General features: G+C 59.5%; 12 protein-coding genes and 1 pseudogene. 5 read left to right on the forward strand and 8 right to left on the reverse strand.

The features are described 5' to 3' along the window. Window positions 1-14 precede the first annotated feature (14 nt). Window positions 15-1,817, reverse strand: a complete 1,803-nt coding sequence (locus PSH79_RS02275; protein ID WP_305441047.1) for an acyl-CoA dehydrogenase — start codon at window positions 1,815-1,817, stop codon at window positions 15-17. A 258-nt stretch (window positions 1,818-2,075) separates the two neighbouring features. Further along, window positions 2,076-6,029, reverse strand: a complete 3,954-nt coding sequence (gene putA, locus PSH79_RS02280; RefSeq protein ID WP_305441048.1) for a trifunctional transcriptional regulator/proline dehydrogenase/L-glutamate gamma-semialdehyde dehydrogenase — start codon at window positions 6,027-6,029, stop codon at window positions 2,076-2,078. A 456-nt stretch (window positions 6,030-6,485) separates the two neighbouring features. Here putA and putP point away from each other — a divergent pair, with 456 nt between their 5' ends. The 4 genes and pseudogenes from putP (at window position 6,486) to PSH79_RS02300 (ending at window position 11,686) form a co-directional block, all read left to right on the forward strand. Then, complete coding sequence (gene putP, locus PSH79_RS02285) at window positions 6,486-7,970, forward strand: sodium/proline symporter PutP (protein ID WP_305441049.1); 1,485 nt, start codon at window positions 6,486-6,488, stop codon at window positions 7,968-7,970. Between the two features lie 352 nt (window positions 7,971-8,322). Next, a complete protein-coding gene (locus PSH79_RS02290) occupies window positions 8,323-10,338 on the forward strand; it encodes a type VI secretion system tip protein VgrG (RefSeq protein ID WP_305441050.1) in 2,016 nt (671 codons plus the stop codon). Further along, window positions 10,328-11,035, forward strand: a pseudogene (locus tag PSH79_RS02295) (DUF4123 domain-containing protein). The gene PSH79_RS02290 and the pseudogene PSH79_RS02295 overlap by 11 nt, the downstream one beginning before the upstream one ends. 330 nt (window positions 11,036-11,365) lie before the next feature. Further along, window positions 11,366-11,686 (forward strand): hypothetical protein, encoded by a 321-nt coding sequence (locus PSH79_RS02300; RefSeq protein WP_187677944.1) that lies wholly within the window; start codon window positions 11,366-11,368, stop codon window positions 11,684-11,686. Between the two features lie 107 nt (window positions 11,687-11,793). Here the strand turns inward: PSH79_RS02300 and PSH79_RS02305 are convergent, their stop codons facing one another. Further along, on the reverse strand, window positions 11,794-12,165 hold the full coding sequence (locus PSH79_RS02305; protein ID WP_305441051.1) for a hypothetical protein: 372 nt from the start codon (window positions 12,163-12,165) through the stop codon (window positions 11,794-11,796). A 205-nt stretch (window positions 12,166-12,370) separates the two neighbouring features. Between PSH79_RS02305 and PSH79_RS02310 the strand changes: the two genes are divergently transcribed. Continuing rightward, complete coding sequence (locus PSH79_RS02310; protein ID WP_007915674.1) at window positions 12,371-13,210, forward strand: 23S rRNA (adenine(2030)-N(6))-methyltransferase RlmJ; 840 nt, start codon at window positions 12,371-12,373, stop codon at window positions 13,208-13,210. Window positions 13,211-13,339: 129 nt separating this feature from the next. Here PSH79_RS02310 and msrA read toward each other — a convergent pair whose 3' ends face one another. From msrA to aceE, 5 genes are all read right to left on the reverse strand, one after another. Continuing rightward, window positions 13,340-14,005 (reverse strand): peptide-methionine (S)-S-oxide reductase MsrA, encoded by a 666-nt coding sequence (gene msrA, locus PSH79_RS02315; RefSeq protein ID WP_305441054.1) that lies wholly within the window; start codon window positions 14,003-14,005, stop codon window positions 13,340-13,342. 137 nt (window positions 14,006-14,142) lie between these two features. Continuing rightward, window positions 14,143-16,839, reverse strand: a complete 2,697-nt coding sequence (locus PSH79_RS02320) for a bifunctional diguanylate cyclase/phosphodiesterase (RefSeq protein ID WP_305441055.1) — start codon at window positions 16,837-16,839, stop codon at window positions 14,143-14,145. Window positions 16,840-17,092: 253 nt separating this feature from the next. Next, complete coding sequence (locus tag PSH79_RS02325; RefSeq protein ID WP_305441056.1) at window positions 17,093-18,490, reverse strand: alkaline phosphatase D family protein; 1,398 nt, start codon at window positions 18,488-18,490, stop codon at window positions 17,093-17,095. Window positions 18,491-18,769: 279 nt separating this feature from the next. Next, window positions 18,770-20,731 (reverse strand): dihydrolipoyllysine-residue acetyltransferase, encoded by a 1,962-nt coding sequence (aceF, locus tag PSH79_RS02330; protein ID WP_305441057.1) that lies wholly within the window; start codon window positions 20,729-20,731, stop codon window positions 18,770-18,772. Window positions 20,732-20,742: 11 nt separating this feature from the next. After that, on the reverse strand, window positions 20,743-23,388 hold the full coding sequence (gene aceE, locus PSH79_RS02335; protein WP_305441058.1) for a pyruvate dehydrogenase (acetyl-transferring), homodimeric type: 2,646 nt from the start codon (window positions 23,386-23,388) through the stop codon (window positions 20,743-20,745). Window positions 23,389-23,714 lie beyond the last annotated feature (326 nt).

The raw sequence follows: 23,714 nt of genomic DNA on the forward strand, positions 1-23,714 counted from the left end.
ACACCAAATCCGGATCAGAACCACGCATCCTGCATCGCCAGACACGTATCATCCCGCGCCTCCAGCAATGTCAGTTCATGGTGACAACCCGGCACTTCCCACGTCAGGAAATACCGCGCCGCCTGCAACTTGCCCTTATAGAAGTCAGCATCCGCCGTATTGCCCTTGGCCAACCCTTCTTCTGCACGAATCGCCTGCTCCAGCCAGCGCCAGCCAATCACCGTATGCCCGAACACTTTCAGGTACAGCGCCGAGTTCGCCAGGCTGCTGTTGACCTTGCCTTGCGCCAGATCGGTCAGCAAACCGAGGGTCACCACTTGTAGACGTGCGACCAGTTTCTCCAACGGCTCACGCAGCGCAGTTAACGATTCGTACGCGGTAGCGCGCTCGGCCGTGTCGGCGATCAGGCGAACCAGTTGCTTCAATCCGGCGCCACCGTTCTGCGCCAGTTTGCGCCCGAGCAGGTCCAGCGACTGAATGCCGTGGGTGCCTTCGTGGATCGGGTTCAAACGGTTGTCGCGGTAATACTGCTCCACGGGATATTCGCGGGTGTAACCGTGGCCGCCGAGGATCTGGATCGCCAGTTCGTTGGCCTTCAGGCAAAACTCCGACGGCCAGGATTTGACGATTGGCGTCAGCAGATCCAGCAGTTCATGGGCCTGTTTGCGCTCGGTTTCGGTCTCAAGCGTGGTGGTGTCATCGAACAACCGCGCGGCGTACAGGCCGAGGTCAAACGCCCCTTCGACGTAGGATTTTTGCGTCAACAGCATGCGTCTGACATCGGCGTGCTGAATGATCGCTACCGGCGCGGTGGTCGGATCCTTGCTGTCCGGCACCCGGCCTTGCGGACGCTCGCGAGCGTACTCCAGCGAGTACAGGTAACCGGCATAACCGAGCATTACCGCGCCCATGCCGACGCCGATCCGTGCCTCGTTCATCATCTGGAACATGTAGCTCAGGCCGTGATGCGGTTTGCCCACCAGATAACCGACACACTCACCGTTATCGCCGAAGTTCAGTGCAGTGGAGCTTGTGCCGCGCCAGCCCATCTTGTGAAACAACCCGGCCAGCAGCACGTCGTTACGCTGGCCGAGGCTGCCGTCATCGTTGACCAGAAACTTCGGCACGATGAACAGCGAAATACCTTTCACCCCCGGCGGGGCGTCCGGCAGCTTGGCCAGGACCATGTGCACGATGTTTTCCGACAGCGGATGATCGCCGCCGGAAATGAAGATCTTGTTGCCCTTGAGGCGATACGTGCCGTCGGACGCGGGTTCTGCGCGGGTGCGAATGTCCGACAGTGATGAGCCGGCGTGCGGCTCGGTGAGGGCCATGGTGCCGAAGAAGCGCCCATCGATCATCGGTTGCAGGAAGCGCTGTTTTTGCTCTTCGGTGCCGAAGCTTTCGATCAGGTTCGCCGCGCCCATGGTCAGAAACGGGTACGACGTCGAAGCCGCGTTGGCCGACTGGAAATGCGCGAAGCAGGCTTGTGACAACAGTGTAGGAAGCTGCATGCCGCCGGCGTCGAAACTTCGCGCGGCATTGAGGAATCCGGCTTCGAGGAAGGCATCCACCGCCGGTTTCACCTCGGGAATCAGAATCGCCTTGCCGTCCTCGTAGCGCGGCTCGTTTTCGTCACCCTTGCGGTTGTGCGGCGCGAAGTATTTCTCGGCGATGCTGCGCGCCGTGCCTATGGCGGCGTCGAAAGTCTCGCGGTTGTGCTCGGCAAAGCGCTCACGCCGGGTCAGGCCCTCGGCATCGAGGACTTCATACAGCTCGAAAGCCAGATTGCGGGAACTGAGCAGCGTCTCGGACATGGCGGCCTACCTGAAATTGGGGGTGGGCCGAGTCTAGGCGTGCGGATAAAGGCTGAACAGGATGATTGATAAGCGTGATGTTGGAGCCGCGCGCCGACTTAACAAACACCCCATAACAACTGTGGGAGCGAGCCTGCTCGCGAAAGCGGTAAGTCAGGCAACATTGATGTCGACTGACACTCCGTCTTCGCGAGCAGGCTCGCTCCCACATGGTATTGCGTACCGGGCGGCCATTGCGGCGGCCCGGTTTATCGGGTGTTAACCGATCGTCATCAAGCTCGCATTACCACCCGCCGCAGCGGTGTTAACGCTCAACGCCCGTTCAATCACCAGACGCTCCAGCGCAATGTTGGTCTCACCCTGGGACAAGCCCTGAACCCCAACGATCGCACCCGCACGCTTGGCAATCTGCTGGCAAACGCCGCGCAACTGGTCGGAATGGCCGTGATGCAGAACCGCATCAAACACCACTTCGTCCTTGTTCCAGTCGGAAACCAGCTTGATCCGCGCCTGAATCTCTTTCGGCAGGCGTGCGAACAATGCCTTGCTGATGTCGGACTCCGGCCATACCGCCGAACCGCCTACTGCCAGCACTGCCGCCAGTTGGGTCAGCAGATCGCCTTCGACGTCGGCCAGGCAGAGCACGTGCTCGCGCGGCAGGATCGCGTAGCTGTTCTTCTCGCCAGTCGGGCCGGCCAGCACGCGGGTAACGCCGCTCTGCGATTGTGCGGCGTACTGCGCACACAGGGTGCTCAGTTCTGCGTACTTGTTGCTTTCTGCCCAGGCTTTCAGGGCGGTCAGCGGCTTGCTCATGGCGTCGCGCAAACGAACATCCGGCGCGACGGCAGCATCACCGCGAGCGAAGGATTGTTCGATGGCGTCCGTAGGACGGGTCGACAGCAAACGGTACAGATACAGCGGGCCACCGGCCTTCGGACCCGTGCCCGACAAGCCTTCGCCGCCGAATGGCTGGACGCCGACCACGGCACCGACGATGTTGCGGTTGACGTAGACGTTACCGGCGTTGACGTTGTCGATCACCTTGGCGATGGTCTCGTCGATGCGGGTGTGCACGCCGAGGGTCAGGCCATAACCGGAAGCGTTGATCTGGCCGATCAACTGGTCGATCTCTTTGCGCTTGTAGCGCACCACGTGCAGCACCGGACCGAAGATCTCGCGTTGCAGTTCGTCGAAGCTTTCCAGTTCGATCAGGGTCGGCATGACGAAGGTGCCGCGTTTGACTTCTTCGGTATCGGCAATCGCCACTTGGTACACGTTGCGACCTTTGTCGCGCATGCCCTGAATGTGCTTGTCGATGCCAGCCTTGGCTTCAGCGTCGATCACCGGGCCGATGTCCACGGACAGGCGCTCAGGGTTGCCGAGACGGCTTTCAGCCATCGCACCTTTGAGCATTTCGATGACGCGATCGGCGGAATCTTCCTGCAGGCACAGTACGCGCAAAGCCGAGCAGCGCTGACCGGCGCTGTCGAAGGCCGAAGACACTACGTCGATCACGACTTGTTCGGTGAGGGCCGACGAGTCGACGATCATCGCGTTCTGGCCACCGGTTTCGGCGATCAGTGGAATCGGACGGCCCTGGTTGTCGAGACGACCGGCAATGTTGCGTTGCAGCAGCCGCGCCACCTCGGTGGAACCGGTGAACATCACGCCTTTGACGCGCTCATCACCCACCAGACCGGCGCCGACGGTTTCACCGCGACCCGGCAGCAGTTGCAGCACGCCTTCCGGAATCCCGGCTTCGAGCAGTAAACGCACGGCTTGTGCAGCGACCAGCGGAGTCTGTTCAGCCGGTTTGGCCAGTACCGGGTTACCGGCAGCCAGTGCGGCAGCGACTTGACCGCTGAAGATCGCCAGCGGGAAGTTCCAAGGGCTGATGCACACCACCGGGCCCAGTGGGCGGTGGGCGTCATTGCTGAAATCGTTGCGCGCCTGCACTGCGTAGTAACGCAGGAAGTCGACCGCTTCACGAACTTCGGCGATGGCGTTGGCGAAGGTCTTGCCGGCTTCACGAGCCAGCAGGCCCATCAGCGGCTGGATCTCGCCTTCCATCAAGTCAGCGGCACGCTCCAGAATCGCGGCACGTTCGGCTGGCGGGGTGGCCTGCCAGATCGGTGCAGCATTCAGGGCGCATTGAATGGCGTTGTCGACGTCTTCGACAGTGGCTTCTTGCACGTGGCCGACCACATCGCGGTGATCCGCCGGGTTCAGCACCGGTGCCGGCGCTTCAGTGCTGGACGCGCAACCGAGCATCGGCGCGGCTTTCCAGTTGTTGTGCGCGGTGGCGAGCAAGGCGCAGGACAGCGAAGCCAGACGATGTTCGTTGGCCATGTCGATGCCACTGGAGTTGGCGCGCTCGGAACCGTACAGATCACGCGGCAGCGGAATGCGCGGGTGCGGCAGGCCGAAACCACCTTCCACGGTCGCCATCTGCTCGATCTGAGCAACCGGATCGGCCACCAGCTCCTGAATCGAAATCGACTGGTCGGCGATGCGGTTGACGAACGAAGTGTTCGCGCCGTTTTCCAGCAGACGACGAACCAGATAAGCCAGCAGGGTTTCGTGAGTACCAACCGGGGCGTACACGCGGCACGGGCGGTTCAGCTTGCCTTCGGAGACTTTGCCGACAACCTGCTCGTAAAGCGGTTCGCCCATGCCGTGCAGGCACTGGAATTCGTACTGGCCCGGGTAATAGTTCTGACCGGCAATGTGGTAAATGGCCGACAGGGTGTGGGCGTTGTGCGTGGCGAACTGCGGGTAGATGACTTCCGGCACCGACAGCAGTTTGCGTGCGCAAGCGATGTAGGAAACGTCGGTGTACACCTTGCGGGTGTAGACCGGATAGCCTTCCAGGCCTTCGACCTGGGCGCGCTTGATTTCGCTGTCCCAGTACGCGCCTTTCACCAAGCGGATCATCAGGCGATGACGGCTGCGACGGGCCAGATCGATCACGTAATCGATCACGTACGGGCAACGCTTCTGGTAAGCCTGGATGACGAAACCGATGCCGTTCCAGCCGGTCAGTTGCGGCTCGAAGCACAGGCGCTCGAGCAGATCCAGCGACAGCTCCAGGCGGTCGGCTTCTTCGGCGTCGATGTTCAGGCCGATGTCGTATTGCTTGGCCAGCAGGGTCAGCGACAGCAGGCGTGGGTACAGCTCGTCCATCACCCGCTCGTACTGCGCGCGGCTGTAACGTGGGTGCAGTGCCGAGAGCTTGATGGAAATGCCCGGGCCTTCATAAATCCCACGACCGTGGGAGGCTTTGCCGATCGAGTGAATGGCTTGTTCGTACGACGCCAGGTACTTCTGCGCGTCGTGCTCGGTCAGTGCCGCTTCACCGAGCATGTCGTAGGAATAGCGGAAACCCTTGGCTTCGAACTTGCTCGCGTTGGCCAGTGCTTCGGCGATGGTTTCGCCGGTCACGAACTGCTCGCCCATGAGGCGCATGGCCATGTCGACGCCCTTGCGGATCATCGGCTCGCCGCTCTTGCCAATGATGCGGCTCAGCGACGACGTCAGGCCGGCTTCGTTATGGGTCGATACCAGTTTGCCGGTCAGCAGCAGACCCCAGGTGGCGGCGTTGACGAACAGCGAAGGGCTGTTGCCCAAATGCGGATGCCAGTTGCCGGTGCTGATCTTGTCGCGGATCAGTGCGTCGCGAGTGCCTTTGTCCGGGATACGCAGCAGCGCTTCGGCCAGGCACATCAGCGCCACGCCTTCCTGGGACGACAGGGAAAATTCCTGCAGCAGACCCTGAACAATGCCTGCACGACCGCCAGCACTTTTCTGGTTACGCAGTTTTTCCGCGATGGTCGCGGCGAGTTTGTTGGTGGCTTCGGCCATCGGTGCCGGCAGGCGAGCCTGCTCGATCAACATCGGCACGACTTCCGGCTCAGGGCGACGGTAAGCGGCGGTGATCGAAGCGCGCAGTACCGACTGCGGCAGGATGCTTTCGGCGAATTCGAGGAAGCATTGGTGAGCGTGATCGGTGTGGACTTCGCCCGCATCGTCGGCGTCCTTGGCGGACAAGCCGTTCAGCTCGGTCAGGGTTGCACCACCCTCGAGTTTTTCCAGGTAATTGAAAATTGCCTGCTTGATCAGCCAGTGCGGTGTGCGATCAATCGAGGTCGCGGCCGCCTTCAGGCGCTCGCGGGTCGGGTCATCGAGTTTGACCCCAAGGGTGGTGGTAGCCATATTTTTATCCTCATGGTTGCCACAGTTGCGTGGCATCAGCTGGCCGCAAGATTAGCCGCGCACTGAAAGAGGTGCAACCGGGTGCAACCCTTTTTTTGTCGGAATAATAAGCAGCTCGTCAGGAATTATTTTCTGGTACGAAAGTGCTGCTCCTGTTAGGTGCTTTTGCTTCTGAGAAACGTGCATGACTGCGCTAAAAGGGAGCAAGAACGACGCTTTTAGGGGTAAATCCGACTAGGTGCAACTTATTCGCTTGAAACTGGTTGCACCTTATTTGATTTGTTGCATAGCATTCGCGCCCAAGGTGCAACCGGAATATCCGGTGCACCGGCTGGTGGCTTTCCTGGGGAAACATCAGTCCTAAATGCGCGGGATCCGGAATCGTCTGCCAAACATCCTCGTTTGTGCGTAATTCATCACCGCTGCTACATAAAAACAAAGCCAGGGCGTAACTCAATGAGCGTAAGCAATCCAACACTGATCACGTTCGTGATCTACATCGCAGCAATGGTGCTGATCGGCTTGATGGCCTATCGCTCCACCAACAACCTTTCTGACTATATTCTGGGTGGCCGTAGCTTGGGCAGCGTCGTCACGGCTTTGTCCGCCGGTGCTTCCGACATGAGCGGCTGGCTGCTGATGGGCCTGCCGGGCGCCATCTACATGTCCGGTCTGTCCGAAAGCTGGATCGCCATCGGCCTCATCGTCGGTGCCTACCTGAACTGGCTGTTTGTCGCCGGCCGTCTGCGTGTCCAAACTGAACACAACGGTGATGCGCTGACCCTGCCAGACTACTTCGCCAGCCGTTTTGAAGACAAAAGCGGGCTGCTGCGGATTATCTCGGCGATCGTGATTCTGGTGTTCTTCACCATCTACTGCGCTTCCGGCATCGTGGCCGGCGCTCGCTTGTTCGAAAGCACCTTCGGCATGTCTTACGAGACGGCACTGTGGGCCGGTGCTGCGGCGACCATTGCTTACACCTTCGTGGGCGGTTTCCTCGCGGTGAGCTGGACTGACACCGTACAAGCCACGCTGATGATCTTCGCGCTGATCCTGACGCCGATCATCGTCTTGCTGGCTACCGGCGGCGTCGACACCACGTTCCTGGCAATCGAAGCCAACGACCCAAGCAACTTCGACATGCTCAAGGGCACCACCTTCATCGGCATCATTTCGCTGCTGGGCTGGGGCCTGGGCTACTTCGGTCAGCCGCACATCCTCGCGCGTTTCATGGCTGCGGACTCGGTGAAGTCGATTGCCAACGCCCGTCGCATCTCCATGACCTGGATGATCCTGTGCCTGGGCGGCACCGTGGCCGTGGGCTTCTTCGGTATCGCTTACTTCTCGGCCCACCCGGAAGTTGCCGGTCCCGTGACCGAAAACCACGAGCGCGTGTTCATCGAGCTGGCCAAACTGCTGTTCAATCCGTGGATTGCTGGCGTGCTGCTGTCGGCCATTCTGGCTGCCGTGATGAGCACCCTCAGTTGCCAATTGCTGGTGTGCTCGAGCGCCCTGACCGAAGACTTCTACAAGACTTTCCTGCGTAAATCCGCTTCGCAGACCGAACTGGTCTGGGTCGGCCGCGCCATGGTGTTGCTGGTTGCACTGATCGCTATCGCAATGGCTGCCAACCCGGATAACCGTGTGCTGGGTCTGGTGTCTTACGCCTGGGCCGGTTTCGGTGCTGCGTTCGGCCCGGTTGTGCTGATCTCGGTCATCTGGAAAGGTATGACCCGCAACGGCGCACTGGCCGGTATTCTGGTCGGCGCGATCACCGTAGTGGCGTGGAAGCACTGGGAAGTGATGGGTCTGTACGAAATCATCCCGGGCTTCATTTTCGCCAGCCTGGCCATTCTTATCGTCAGCAAGATGGGCTCGCCAACAGCCGGTATGGTGCAGCGCTTCGAAGCGGCGGAAAAAGATTTCCACCTGAACAAGTGATTGTTCTGAGCTGAGGCTCACCGGAAAACGGCCCGTTTCCTACAGGAGACGGGTCGTTTTTTTGTGCCTGTGATTTCCCTATAACTCCGAAGCCCCCTGTGGGAGCTGGCTTGCCAGCGATGGCGGTGTGTCAGTCACTACAAATTTCGAATGTGCCGGCCTCATCGCTGGCAAGCCAGCTCCCACAGGGTTCGGTGGTGGGTTTGAGGGACATGTCTGTAGTCGGATGCGCCGATTTTGGGAGGATTATTCGACAGTAAAAGTAGGGCAAATCTGATTTTCCCGTCACTCACCCAACACCCCTTGCCCCTCATGCAGAATCGCCCGCCCTCATTCTGCAGAGAGACATCGGATGTTCGCGCCTGCCAATCAACCGCGTTTCACGTTGACCCTCGAAGGCGCCCAGCATGACCTCAAAGTCCTTGAGTTCACGGGCGAGGAAGCCATCAGCCAACCCTTTCGTTTCGAGCTGGAACTGGTCAGCGAACGGCCGGATCTGGACCTCGAAAGCCTGCTGCACTGTCAGGCCTTTCTGAGCTTTGGTGCCGACGGTTCCGGTGTTCACGGTCAGATTTATCAGGTCGGGCAGGGCGACTCCGGGAAACGTCTGACGCGTTATCACGTCAGCCTTGTCCCGCGTCTGACGTACCTCGGGCACCGAATCAATCAGCGGATATTCCAACATCAGAGCGTGCCGCAGATCGTGGCGCAGATCCTCAAGGATCACGCGATCCTGCGCGACGCCTTCGAATTCCGCCTCGGCAGCGACTACCCGGAGCGTGAATATTGCGTGCAGTACGCCGAGAGCGATCTGGCGTTTATCCAGCGTCTGTGCGCCGAAGTGGGCATTCACTACCACTTTCAGCACAGCCCCGAAGGCCACTTGCTGGTGTTCGGCGATGATCAAACCGTATTCCCGCGATTGGCTGCGCCCACCCTTTATCTGCCCGGTAGCGGAATGTCTGCCGAGGCGCCGGCGATCAAGCGCTTCAACGTGCGCGTGGAAACCCGCACCAGCGTGGTCACCCGGCGTGACTACAACTTTGAAAAGCCACGCCTGCAACTGGAGAGTCGCATCGACGGCGAGCAACGTCCGGTGCTGGAGGACTACCACTTTCCCGGCCAATTCAATGATCGTGAAACCGGCAAGCACCTGGCCCAGCGTGCTCTTGAACGGCATATCGCCGATTACCGTCAGGCCGAGGGCATCAGCGATGAATCCGCGTTGGTTTGTGGACATTTCCTGCAACTGAGCGAGCATCCGCGTCAGGACTGGAACGATCTGTGGTTGCTCACCGGCATCGAACACCGTGGCCGACAGCCGCAAGTGCTGGAGGAATCGGTGACCAGCGATGAGGACGCATTCCAGGGTTACCGTAATACCTTTCTCGCGACGCCGTGGGACGTGTTCTTCCGGCCAGCCTTGGGGCCGGAAAAGCCGCGCATGCTCGGCTATCAACCGGCCGTTGTCACTGGGCCGCAGGACAGCGAAATCCACTGCGACGAGCACGGGCGGGTCAAGGTGCAACTGGCCTGGGATCGCGACGGCGAACTCAACGAGCATTCCAGTTGTTGGCTGCGGGTCGCCACCGGTTGGGCGCACGACGGCTACGGCAGCGTGCTGATCCCGAGGGTCGGCATGGAAGTGCTGGTCGGTTTCATCGATGCCGATGCCGACAAGCCTTTGGTCATGGGTTGCCTGCCCAACGCCGCCACCCCAGTGCCGCTGGACCTCCCCGCCGACAAGACCCGCAGTATCTTCCGCAGCCAGAGCAGCCCCGGTGGCGGAGGCTACAACGAACTGCGCATCGAGGACAAAAAAGGCGCCGAGGAAATCTACCTGCGCGCCCAACGCAACTGGACCCAGCATGTGTTGCACGATCAACAGGTGCAGGTCGACAACGCGCGCAGCATCGTCGTCACGGGCATGGCCAAGCATGAATTGAAGGCTGACGAACAACGCATCACTCATGGCCAGCGTCAGGCCGAAGTCAGGCAGGACGATCATCTGACGGTAGTCGGCGATCGACATATCCGCGTGAGCAATCAGGCGACCAGCGCCAGTGCGCAGTTCCACGTCAGCGCGGGTCAGCAAGTGGTGATCGACGGCGGTGCCAGCGCGACGATTCAGGCCGGCGGGCAATGGATCAACATCGGCCCCGGCGGGATTTTCAGCAGCGTACCGATTGTTGTGGGTGGCGCGCCAATGGCAGCGATGAATGCGGCGCCGAGTGTGCCGGGGTTGCCGGATACATTGGCGGCGGCCCCGGCGGCAATGCTGACGGCCGCGCAAATCATGAGCTTTAAAGGCGATGCACCATTCTGTGAGGAATGTGAGCGTTGCAAGGATGGTGTTTGTGCTGCCTGATTTTTTAGAGCCCAGCGTATGGCTGACGCGTGAGCCGCTGAAGCCCTCGGAGCAGTTGTTCGTGATCTTCAGCAATGCCAGTGATGCCAAGCCGCCGCTGCCGGTGGCGCCGAGCCCGATCTGGGCGGACACGATTTACGCCGAGTGGGATGCGGTGATGCCCTATGTGGGAATTGTCGCGGCGGACAGTGAGTTTCTCGATTGGGTGGCGGCTACCGAGTCCCGCGACTGGGGATGGTTGGCGGTGTCTTCGGCGAGCCTCGAAGTGCTGGTCGAGCACTTTCGCAGCCTGACGCAGGTGCTGATGCCGGATGGCAAAGCGGTGTTCTTTCGATTTTGGGATGGACGGTTTTTGTTGCCGATCCTGCAATCCGATGCCGTGGCTGCGGCGCAGCTGTTGCCAGTGATTTCACGCGGACTGATCAATGGTCAGGCCTTGGAAATCGGGGGGCGGGCACAGGTTTCGGGGCGGGTGTTTCCTTGATGGACGGTGCCTGATTCGGTGTTGGCTTCGGCGGGGGATGATGTCCGGGTGGGCAACGCCGTGCAGTGGCTGAGCGAGGAGCATCCCGCATTGTTCGAGGCATTTCCCGAGGCGGTTTTGCGCTGCAAGGTCGGGCAGTTTTTTCAGCGTTCAACGTCGGAAGAATCGTCGCAATCGGCGTTGTTGGCGTATTTGCTGGCAGAGATGGAGTGACATTTCCGGGCGAAGGCTTCGGACGTTTCCTTCGAGTTGCGGCGGTTTTCATGAACTGGTGGGCGGTGGGTTGCAGGGATAGTCTTAAAAGGTCACCGCAGATGCGGCGACAGGGTGTAGGAGCCTTGAGACTAGAAGAGTGCATAAACGTCGTTGCCCGATTTGCGGCAGTCTACGTGCGTCCGTAAGATCATTTGCGGCGGCTATGCGCGGGCACGCTTCGGCGTGGCCGAGTTCTCTGGTCTCGGTACTCCTACCCCGCGCACGGCTGCCACCCAAACCCGTAGGAGGGCGATGGTGGAAGCTCATTTCACTACCAGAGGTTCAAAAATGAAAACGCTAACACCCGATCCACCCTACGAAAAAATCATCCCCCATCCCGACAATCGCTTCATGGCCCTCACCGGCAATTGCAGCGACATGCCCACCCTGTTCATCGACACCCACGTCCCCTCCGACATCCTGATGGACGCCGCCAACCACCGCATCCGCACCGTCGTCCAGGTGCTGGAAAACCTGTGCATGCGCGGCTCGATCGAGTGCGACTCGATGATCCTCAGCGACTTCGCCCAGCTCTGCGTGATTCCATTACGTGATGGGTGTGATGTACTCGATGTCATCGGCAAGCGGTTGCGCGCGATGCCTTCCTGAGTTTTCAGGAGCAAGATCAAAAGATCGCAGCCTTCGGCAGCTCCTGCATAGAATCCCCTGTAGGAGCTGCCGAAGGCTGCGATCTTTTGACGTTGAGGGTGCGTCAGTCAGTCTGCGATGTAGCGATCCTGAGTCTTGATAAAACTCTCGAAAGCCTCTGAGTTGTACACCTCCAGGCACCCATAAAAAACGACATTACTGTTCGAGTGTTTGCTGATCGACGGGGTCTGCTCGTAGGCCGCATACACATAGTTTCTGGTTTCTTTATATGGATCGTGCAGCACTTGCAGCGTGTCTTCATTCTGCAGGACGGTGTACATGCCTTTGCCCATGAACGAGTAAGCGCCAGCGGACAGACCGATGTCCTTTTCCAAGGCTGAATTTTCTTTGAATGGCTTCAGGATGCAGTGACTCAAGCCGTAGTTCTTGAGCATTTGGCGGGCCTGCGCAATGTGGTTTTCGCCCGAAACAGCGTGCATTGAGCAGATCAGACACAGAGAGAAAAAGATCGGGTGACGCACGGGTTGGACTTCCTGTCGGCTAGTACCTGCCAGTTAAGCGAGATAAATGACCCGTGGCGAGGGGGTTGGGTCAGATTCTTAATAGGTAAGAGGCCGCTCGGCCGCCAACCCCTGACTTGCCGGCCGGTAAAAGGTAAACTTTGCGCCCTTCGCAGGAGCAGCCATGAATTATCGTCACGCCTTCCATGCCGGCAATCACGCCGATGTGTTCAAACACCTGACCTTGACCCGCCTCATCGCCCTGATGTCGCGCAAGGAACAGCCGTTTGCCTATCTCGACACGCACGCCGGCATCGGTCTGTATGACTTGCAGGGCGATCAGGCCAATCGCACCGGCGAATATCTGGAAGGCATCGCGCGCTTGTGGGATCAGCCGGATCTGCCGGCGCTGACCGCCGATTACATGAAGGTGCTGCACGAGATGAACCCGGATGGCCAGTTGCGCTACTACCCGGGTTCGCCGGAGCTGGCGCGGCGCCTGACGCGCCCGCAGGATCGGGTGATGCTCAACGAGAAGCACCCGGAAGACGGCGTGCTGCTCAAGGACAACATGGCCGGTGATCGTCGGGTGAAGGTTCATCTTGGCGAGGGCTGGCATGTGGCGCGGGCGATGTTGCCGGTGCAGGAAAAACGCGCGGTGATGTTGATTGATCCGCCGTTCGAGCAGCTCGATGAAATGCAACGCTGCGCGGCGTCGTTGAAAGAGGCGATTGGCCGCATGCGCCAAACCGTGGCGGCGATCTGGTATCCGGTGAAGGATCAGCGTGCGCTGCGGCGTTTTTATCAGGACTTGGCCGGCACCGGTGCGCCGAAGTTGTTGCGCGTGGAGTTGCTGGTGCATCCGCTGGATACGCCGAACAGCTTGAACGGCTCCGGGATGGCGATTGCCAATCCGCCGTGGGGGCTGGAGGAAGAATTGCGTGAGCTGCTGCCGTGGCTGTCCAAGAAATTGGGCCAGACCCAGGGTGGGTGGCAGATGGATTGGTTGATTGCCGAGAGCTGATCAACGGTAAGATCAAAAGATCGCAGCCTGCGGCAGCTCCTACAGGGTTCAGTGTCGTTCACAAATGCGTGGACGATCATGGAACCTCTGTAGGAGCTGCCGAAGGCTGCGATCTTTTGCTTTCAGGGTTTAATTACCCGCCAGGCTCGGTGGCATGCACACGCCGGTGCCGCCAATCCCGCAGTAGCCTTCAGGGTTTTTCGCCAGGTATTGCTGGTGATACGTCTCGGCGAAGTACACGGTCGGCGCCTGTTCGATCTCGGTGCTGATTTCACCCAGGCCGGCCTTCGACAGTTCCGCCTGATACACAGCTTTGCTTTTCAGCGCCGCATCCAGATGCTCAGGCGAGGTCGCATAGATCACCGAGCGGTACTGGGTGCCAATGTCGTTGCCCTGACGCATGCCCTGCGTCGGGTTGTGCAGTTCCCAGAACATCGCCAGCAGCTCTTCGTAGCTGACTTTGGCCTTGTCATACACCACCAGTACCACTTCGGCGTGGCCGGTCAGGCCCGAGCAGACTTCTTCGTAGGTCGGGTTCGGCGTGAAGCCGCCGGCGTAGCCGACCACGGTGCTGACCACGCCTTCGCGCTGCCAGAAGCGACGTTCGGCGCCCCAGAAGCAGCCCAGACCGAAAATCGCAAAATCGACGTCCTGGAAAAACGGGCCAAGCAGTGGTGTTTCTTCGAAGACAAAGTGCTTTTCAGGCAGGGTCATCGCGGTTTCGCGGCCGGGCAGAGCTTGTTCTTTAGTCGGGAGCACGTTTTTGTTCACCAGAATTTCCGAGCGCAGAACCATGATCGTTCCTCTCAGTCAGGATGGGATGTAAAAAGTCAGACCGCCAGTGTGCCCAATGATGCCCAGTTAATCACTAGTCAAAATGTGCGGGTACTCGCACACATTGCAGGAGTGAGCCTGCAAGGGATCGGTGGTTATTAGAGGCAGAGCGGGCCGCGCGGGTAGCGTTTGAGCGCCTGGATCAGCTCGCCGCCGGGGATCGGCCGGTCGAACAGGTAGCCTTGGCCGACGTCGCAGCGGTGACGACGCAGGAACGCCAGTTGCTCGGCGGTCTCGATGCCTTCGGCCACGACCTTGAGTTTCAGGTTGTGGGCCATGGCGATCACCGCGGAGGTGATTTCCATGTCGTCCTGGTTGTCGGGGATTTCGTGGATGAAGCTGCGATCGATCTTGATGATGTCGATCGGGAATTTCTTCAGGTAGCTGAGCGACGAATAACCGGTGCCGAAGTCGTCCATGGCCAGGGTCAGGCCCAGGCGCTTGAGCTGATCGAGCTGCAAGTGCGTGTCTTCGGTGGCTTCCAGCAGCAGGCCTTCGGTCAATTCCAGTTCGAGCAAATTGGCCGGCAGCGCTTCTTCCTTGAGGATATTGGCGATGGAGGCGACCAGATCCGGGTCGGAGAACTGTTTCGGCGAGAGGTTGATCGCCACTTGCAGATTGCCCAAGCCGGCAGCAGTCAAAGCCTTGCTCATGCGGCAGGCCTGGCGGGCGATCCATTTGCCGATCGGGATGATCAGGCCGGTCTCTTCGGCGACGCTGATGAACTGGTCCGGGCGGATCATGCCGCGTTCCGGGTGGTTCCAGCGTAGCAGCGCTTCCATGCCCAACAGGCGACCGCTGCGCAGGCACAGCTTGGGCTGGTAGAACACGTCCAGCTCGTTCTGGGTCAGGGCGCGGCGCAGGTTGTTCTCGACGAACAGTTTGTAACTGGCCTCGGCGTTCAGCGCCTCGGTGAAAACTTGCACCTGATGTTTGCCGTTGGCCTTGGCCTTGTGCAGCGCCAAACCGGCGTTACGCATCAGGGTCTGCGGATCGCGACCGTGCAGCGGTGCACACGCCAGGCCCACGGAGCCGGTGACGCTGATCAACTGGTTGTCGACGAACATCGGCTTGTCGAGGGTCATCAGCAATTGGCTGGCGATCTGCTGGCCGGCTTCAAGGTCGGTGTTGTCGAGCAACACGGCGAATTCGTTACTGGCGAAGCGGGCGAGGCTGCCGCTCGGGCTCAGGCTGTTGCGCAAGCGCCGGGCGAGGCTGATCAGCAGTTTGTCGCCAGTCTGGTGGCCGAGGCTGTCGTTGATCCGCTTGAAATTATCGATGTCCACCAGCAACAGGCTGATCGGCGTATCGCTATCCCGGGCAAAGCGTTCGTCCAGATTGCGGATAAATGCCGGGCGGTTGCCGAGGTTGGTCAGGTTGTCGGTGTAGGCCAGGCGCTCGATGCGCTGCTGCGCCAGTTTGGTCTGGGTGATGTCTTCGTAAATGCCGATGTAATGGGTCAGCTCGCGGTTGTCACCGTAAACCTTGGAGATCGACAACTGGCCCCAGTACGGTTCGAGGTTCTTGCGGCGGCTCTTGAATTCGCCCTGCCAACTGTTGCTCTTGGCCAGCGCCGAGGGCGCGTCGAACAGCAGTTCGCTGAGGTTTTCCAGGGCCGGCAGTTCCGACAGGCGCTGGCCGTGGACTTCCTCGGTGGTGTACTGGGTGATCGCGGTGAAGCTTGGGTTGACGTACTCGACAACGCCGTCGCAGTTGACCAGCAAAAAGGCGTTGGCGCTTTGCTCGACCGCCCGCTGGAACAGGTGCAGGGCGCTGGTGGCGGTGCGGCGATTGTGATTGTTGATGACTTGCGCGAACTGGTCGGCCAGCTCACCGGCAAAGGCGATTTCATCGGACTGCCAGGCGCGGGTGACGCCGGTCTGTTCCAGGCACAGCACGCCGACTACCTGGCCGTCGACGCGGATGCTGGCGTCGAGCATGGCGTTGACGTCGCGCGGGCGCAGGGCTTCGGCCATCTCCCGGGTGCGCGGGTCACGCATTGCGTTGTGCGCGTCGATGGCGCGGCTGCTGTGCAGGGCTTCCATGTAATCGGGGAAGCTGCTGATGTCGATCACGTCCGGCAGGATGTATTCCTGGGTCGCGCGGTGGTAAGCCGAGATCGGCAACAGTTGCTGGCCTTCGAGGTTCCACAGGCTGGCACAGTCGATTTCGTAGATATCGCAGGCGCAGCGGGTGATCAGTTCGGCGGCTTCTTGCAACGAGTTTTGGGTGCTGTAGCGCTGGCGGGCGAGCAGCAGAATCAGATCTTGCTGGGCGCGGACGCGTTCGAGGTGTTGCAGTTGTTCCTGCTGGGCGCGCTGATTCAGTTCAAGGGCGATTTGCAGGCGGGAGTTCTGGGTTTCGAGGTCGACGGAGGGCAGCAGCGGCGCTTCGTCGAATACGTCATCGACCGCCAGCAGATAACCACGCAGCAGATGACGATTGTGCTGTTTATAGGCTTCACCCAGTTCAAGGATGCTCAGCGCACCCGCAGCGGTGTGCAGGGTGTAGCGCACCAGGTAATGTGGACTTTTGGCGAGTTGCTGCTGGATCGCGTCATGCTGTTGATAGCGCGCTTCCGGCTCCATCAGGCTGGCGTAGGGCGAGCCGACCAGCGCACACAACTCAACGGCGGGTTGACCGAACTGGCGTTCGCAATTGGGATCAAGAAACAGCATCGCCCAACTGGCTTCATTCAAGCGCTCGAAACGCAGCATGCCGAGCCGCGAGGGCACAGGCAACTGCGTCACTACCTCGGCCACCATACGGCTGGCGGCATCGGGTTGGCTCTTCATGAAGGGAACTCGCTTGGAAATATGCTGAACGCGCCGGGCTCTCGCCCTCTTTACTGTTGCCTGCGGCAAGGTTGCATCATTGCGGCACTGACTGACAAGAGTGATGAAGGCCAAGTGCTATAAGAATGTGTCGGCTGCACCGGGTATTTCTCCAGCGTCTGTCAGAAAAGAGTAAAAGATCGCAGCCTGCGGCAGCGCCAGCAGTGGAATGCGTTCCGTGTAGGCGCTGCCGCAGGCTGCGATCTTTTAAGGTTTAACGTAGTTTTATGACGATCGACTGCAGCTGTTTGCCATTGCGATCATGGTAATTGACCAAAATCTGATCAGCCTCGACCACCACATGGGCAAAATTGTCCTCACTCACCACTTGGCTGGTCAGCTCATGTCGGTAATCGCCCGCAGCCGTGTGCTCCAGTGGCTGATCGAGAATGAATGTGGAGGCCTTGGCATACGGCAACAGTTTGCTGTTGTACAGCGGCGAAGAAACGATGGTGTGGACTTCGAAGTCCGGGTCTTCGCTGTGGGTCAGGCGCGCGGTCAGCGAGCCGTGCACGTCGCCGGAGATGAACACGACATTCTTGATCTGCCGAGCGCGGATGGTTTCCAGCAGGCGTAGCCGTTGTTCCGGGAAGGCTTTCCAGGCGTCATCGCCATGCAGTTTGCGATCCGGGTAGAACATCACGCTGGTGACCACGAACTTGACCCGTGCGGGACTGTTGATCAGCCATTTGAGCAGCGCTTGTTCCTGAGCCTCATCGAGGATGCGTCGATCATCGGCCGACAAGTTACGGTGGGTGCGGCTGTCGGTTACGAACCATTCGATATCGCCGTCGCTGAACTGATACCAGTAATGCTCAAGTACTGAGCGATCAATTTGGCCGTTAGTTGTGAGTGGATGTACCGGGCTGTGACTGGCTTGATACAACTCATAGGCGGCCATGGCATTGCGGTATAAATCTTCGTCGGACTTGCTGGCATTGGCAGGCCAGTTATCTTCGATTTCATGATCATCCAGAATCATGTAAGTAGAGGTGCCGGACATCAGTCGTTTAATGTTGGGCTGGGAGAAGGCAGCGCGGTATTTTTCAAGTATGTCTTTATATTCGTGATCCGGTGCAATCAGATTCAAGTCATCGACATAGATTTGATCGCCGGTCATTAAAATCGCACTGATCGGCGGTTGCGCACCTTCAATCAATTGATTGATGGAGGCGAAGATCCGGTCGCCCAGTTGCGGCAGCGAAGCAATGCCTGCGGTCATGCGCAAGTAGCGGCAAGAGCCGATGATGTAGGCCCGCGCCTGCAAGGCTTTGCTGGAGCGGGTGCGGAACCGGTAGATCTCCCTGGGCCACTGCAGCGGTAGCTCCGCGACACTGTCCATGGTGTGAACCGGACTCATCGGGCTGAACCAGCCTGCCTGATACTCGTATTCGGTATCGCCGCTCAAGTTGTTGAGTGCGAAAACTTCTGACAGATCACGAAGTTCGCTAAGTTTGGCAAAGAGTGCGGGTGACCATTGTTCTGCTCCGGAGGCGCGATAACGTATTGCGCCAAACACAGTGGCGTTGTTTTGTCGGTCGCCGCGAATAAATATGCGTGCATGGTTAGTTGTGGTGTGGCCAATAATCGGGCCGATAGCAGGTCTTAACATGTCGAATCCATTCGAGTGATTGCTGAATAAATATGGATGTGTGCAAGTTGCAGTTGTACAACTATTGCGTGCCAAGGTTAGTTGCGCGGGGGGTAAAAAAGATCGGTGTGAATCCGACTTGGGTTGTGGCTGATATCAGCAAAACCTGTAGGAAAAAACCAAGCGTGGTTTTTTTCAGGCAAAAAAAGCCCCGTCAATTGACGGGGTTGAGGTACGAGCGTGTGGCGCTCGAAAACGTGAAACACCAGCGGCCCTCCGTTGCCGGAGGGCCGCCAGGGATTACAGCAGGATGGTGCGGATGTCTGCCAGCAGGCTACCCAGACGCTGGGTGAAGCGTGCGGCAGCGGCGCCGTTGATCACACGGTGATCGTAGGACAGCGACAGTGGCAGCATCAGTTTCGGCTGGAAGGCTTTGCCGTCCCAGACTGGCTGGATGGTTGCCTTGGAAACACCGAGGATCGCCACTTCCGGCGCGTTGACGATCGGCGTGAAGCCGGTACCGCCAATGTGGCCGAGGCTGGAAATGGTGAAGCAGGCGCCTTGCATGTCGTCAGCGGTGAGCTTCTTGTCGCGGGCTTTGGCAGCCAGCGCAGCGGCTTCGGCTGCCAGTTGCAACAGGCTCTTCTGGTCGACGTTCTTGATGACCGGTACCAGCAGGCCATCCGGGGTGTCGACGGCGAAGCCGATGTTCACGTACTTCTTGCGGATGATTGCCTTGCCGCTTGGTGCCAGCGAACTGTTGAAGTCCGGCAGCTCCTTGAGCATGTGTGCGCAGGATTTGAGCAGCAGTGGCAGGATGGTCAGCTTGACGCCGGCCTTCTCTGCAACGGCTTTCTGCGCAACACGGAAGGCTTCCAGCTCGGTGATATCAGCCGAATCGAACTGAGTCACGTGCGGAATGTTCAACCAGCTGCGGTGCAGGCTCGACGCGCCGATCTGCATCAGGCGAGTCATCGGCACTTCTTCGATTTCGCCGAAACGGCTGAAGTCGACGACCGGAATCGGCGGGATACCCGCGCCACCGGTTGCGCCAGCAGCAGCGGCCGGTGCTTCCTTGGCCTTCTGCATCATCGCTTTGACGTAAACCTGCACGTCTTCTTTGAGAATGCGACCGTGTGGACCGCTGGCGCTGACAGCGTTCAGCTCGACGCCGAACTCACGCGCCAGTTGACGTACGGCAGGGCCGGCGTGAACTTTCGCGCCAGGCTTGGCTGGAGCGGCGGCAGGAGCGGCAGCAGCCGGTGCAGCGGCTGCCGGAGCAGCAGCGGCTGGCGCTGGAGCACTTGGCGCAGCGGCGGCTGGAGCCGGGGCAGCAGCAGGGGCCGCGCCTTTGACTTTCAGCTTGAGGATCAGGTCGCCAGTACCGACTTCGTCGTCCAGCTTGATGGAAACGCTTTCCACCACGCCAGCGGCAGGCGATGGGATTTCCATGCTCGCCTTGTCGGATTCCAGGGTGATCAGCGACTGGTCGGCTTCGACGGTGTCGCCAGCCTTGACCAGCACTTCGATGATCTTGGCCTTGCCGGCCGAGCCGATGTCCGGCACGTGGATGTCCTGAACGCTGTCAGCCACCGGTGCAGCCGGAGCTGCTGCAGGAGCAGGTGCAGCGGCAGCGGCTGGCGCAGCAGCCTGGGCCGGAGCGGCCGCAGCAGGGGCCGCAGCACCCGCCACTTCCAGATCCAGAATCAGGTCGCCGGTGCCGACTTCGTCGTTGAGCTTGACGCTGATGGCTTTGACCACGCCAGCGGCAGGCGACGGGATTTCCATGCTGGCCTTGTCGGATTCCAGGGTGATCAGCGATTGATCAGCCTCGACGGTGTCGCCGACCTTGACCTGGATCTCGATGATCTGAGCCTTGCCCGACGAACCGATGTCCGGCACGTGCACTTGCTGAACCGAAGCGGCAGCAGGTGCAGCGGCAGGCGCGGCGGCAGCAGGAGCAGCAGCCGGTTTTTCTTCAGCTTTCTTGGCCGGAGCAGCGGCCGGAGCAGGGGCTGCATCAGCAGCGCCCTCGACTTCCAGCTCCAGCAGTTCGTCGCCTTCTTTCAGACGGTCGCCCAGCTTCACTTTCAGGCTTTTGATGACGCCGGCTTTCGGGGCCGGCACTTCCATGCTGGCCTTGTCCGATTCCAGGGTCAGGATGCTCTGCTCGGCTTCGATACGGTCGCCGACCTTCACAAACAGTTCAATTACTTCACCTTCACCGCTGCCGATGTCAGGTACGCGAATGAGTTCGCTCACAGAGTTTCTCCTCAGCAGTCCAGTGGGTTGCGTTTTTCCGGGTCGATGCCGAACTTGGTGATGGCTTCAGCCACGACCTTAGGTTCGATATCACCACGGTCAGCCAGTGCTTCCAGGGCTGCCAACACCACGAAATGACGGTCGACTTCGAAGAAATGACGCAGTTTCTTGCGGCTGTCGCTACGGCCGAAACCGTCGGTGCCCAGGACTTTGAATTCCTTGGACGGTACCCACTGACGGATCTGCTCGGCGAACAGCTTCATGTAGTCGGTGGACGCGATGACCGGACCTTTACGGCCGCTCAGGCATTCTTCGACGTAGCTCTGCTTAGGCTTCTGGCCTGGTTTCAGACGGTTGCTGCGCTCTACGGCCAGGCCGTCGCGACGCAGTTCGTTGAAGCTGGTGACGCTCCATACGTCGGCGCCGATGTTGAACTCTTCACGCAGGATCTTCGCCGCTTCACGCACTTCACGCAGGATGGTGCCGGAGCCCATCAGCTGTACGTGGTGGGCCGCATCGCGGGTGTCTTCTTCGAGCAGGTACATGCCTTTCTTGATGCCTTCTTCGGCACCGGCCGGCATGGCTGGCTGCTGGTACGACTCGTTCATCACGGTGATGTAGTAGAAGATGTCCTGTTGCTCTTCGGTCATCTTCTTCATGCCGTCCTGAATGATCACCGCCAGCTCGTAGCCGTAGGTTGGATCGTAGGTGCGGCAGTTCGGGATGGTGGCAGCCAGCAGGTGGCTGTGACCGTCTTCGTGTTGCAGGCCTTCACCGTTCAGGGTGGTACGGCCGGCGGTGCCGCCGATCAGGAAGCCACGGGTACGGCTGTCGCCAGCGGCCCAGGCCAGGTCGCCAATACGCTGGAAGCCGAACATCGAGTAGAAGATGTAGAACGGCAGCATTGGCTGGTTGTGACTGGAGTACGAAGTACCGGCAGCGATGAAGGAACTCATGGCGCCTGCTTCGTTGATACCTTCTTCAAGGATCTGACCTTTCTGGTCTTCCTTGTAGAACATCACCTGGTCTTTATCGACTGGCTCGTAGAGTTGGCCGACGGACGAGTAGATGCCCAACTGACGGAACATGCCTTCCATACCGAAAGTACGGGCTTCGTCCGGAATGATCGGAACGATGCGCGGGCCGATTTCCTTGTCCTTGACCAGTTGTGCGAGGATCCGCACGAAGGCCATGGTGGTGGAAATTTCACGGTCGCCCGAACCATCGAGGATGGCCTTGAGGGTGTCCAGATCCGGAGTCGGCACGCTGAAGCTCTGCGCGCGGCGCTGAGGTACGAAACCACCCAGTGCTTTGCGGCGCTCGCTCAGGTAGCGGGCTTCGGCGCTGTTTGGCTCTGGCTTGAAGAACGGCAGGTTCTCCAGCTCTTCGTCCTTGACCGGAATGTCGAAGCGATCGCGGAACAACTTCAGGCTGTCGACATCGACTTTCTTGGTGTTGTGCGCAGTGTTTTTCGCCTCGCCGGCACCGGTGCCATAACCTTTGATGGTCTTGGCCAGGATGACGGTAGGTTGTTCTTTGTGGTTGACCGCTTCGTGGTACGCCGCGTAGACCTTGTACGGGTCGTGGCCGCCACGGTTGAGTTTCCAGATCTCGTCGTCGGACAGGTCTGCAACCATTGCCTTGAGTTCAGGCGTGTTGAAGAAGTGTTCACGTACGAACGCGCCGTCTTTGGCTTTGTAGTTCTGGTACTCGCCGTCGATGACTTCGTCCATGCGACGTTGCAGGATGCCGTCGACGTCTTTGGCCAGCAGCGGGTCCCAGAAACGGCCCCAGATGACTTTGGTCACGTTCCACTGAGCGCCGCGGAACACGCCTTCGAGTTCCTGGATGATCTTGCCGTTGCCGCGAACCGGGCCGTCGAGGCGCTGCAGGTTGCAGTTGATGACGAAGATCAGGTTGTCCAGCTTCTCGCGGCCGGCCAGGGAGATGGCGCCCAGGGATTCCGGCTCGTCGCACTCGCCGTCGCCCAGGAAGCACCAGACTTTCTGTTTGCCCGGCTGGATGAAACCACGGTGCTCCAGGTACTTCATGAAGCGCGCCTGGTAGATCGCCTGGATCGGGCCCAGACCCATGGATACGGTCGGGAACTGCCAGAAGTCAGGCATCAGCCAAGGGTGCGGGTAGGACGACAGGCCCTGACCGTCGACTTCCTGGCGGAAGTTGTTCATCTGGTCTTCGGTGATGCGGCCTTCCATGAACGCACGGGCGTAAACACCTGGCGAGGTGTGGCCCTGGAAGTAGATCAGGTCGCCGCCGTGTTCGTCGGTCGGGGCCTGGAAGAAGTAGTTGAAGCCGATGTCATACAGGGTCGCACTGGAAGCGAAGCTGGAGATGTGACCACCCAGGTCAGAATCTTTCAGGTTCGTACGCATTACCATGGCCATCGCGTTCCAGCGTACCAGCGAGCGAATGCGGCGTTCCATGAACAGGTCGCCAGGCATGCGTGCTTCGTGGGTGACGGGGATCGTGTTGCGGTAAGGCGTGGTGATGGCGTAAGGGAGTTGCGAGCCGCTGCGGGTCGCGAGTTCACCCATACGGGTCATCAGATAGTGAGCACGGTCTTCGCCTTCTTTGTCGAGAACCGATTCCAGGGCGTCCAGCCATTCCTGGGTTTCGACGGGATCGAGGTCTTGCATGGCTTGCTCCAGGGCGGAAAGGCTTCCAGAATCGGTTGCCTGAGTTTGCGACTGGCCTTGTGGGCAGACGATTTAAAATTCTTGGATTGCCGACAGGTTGTTCCGGCGGCGTGTAGTTTTACTACAAATCTTCCGGCATTTCAGCCTTTCGAATGTATAGACGAGTAGTAAAACTACAGATGAAAGGCTTGTGGCCTCTGACTGCGTTGTGAGAATAATCGTTAAGGTTGGTCGATTGCCATCCGAAAAAGGTGAAAGTTTGATGCTGGGTGCCAAAGAAGAAGAAATTTCAGCTATTTCTAACTTTTGTTCGACAGTTCATCGGG

This window comes from Pseudomonas sp. FP2196, from assembly GCF_030687715.1.
Classification (GTDB): domain Bacteria; phylum Pseudomonadota; class Gammaproteobacteria; order Pseudomonadales; family Pseudomonadaceae; genus Aquipseudomonas.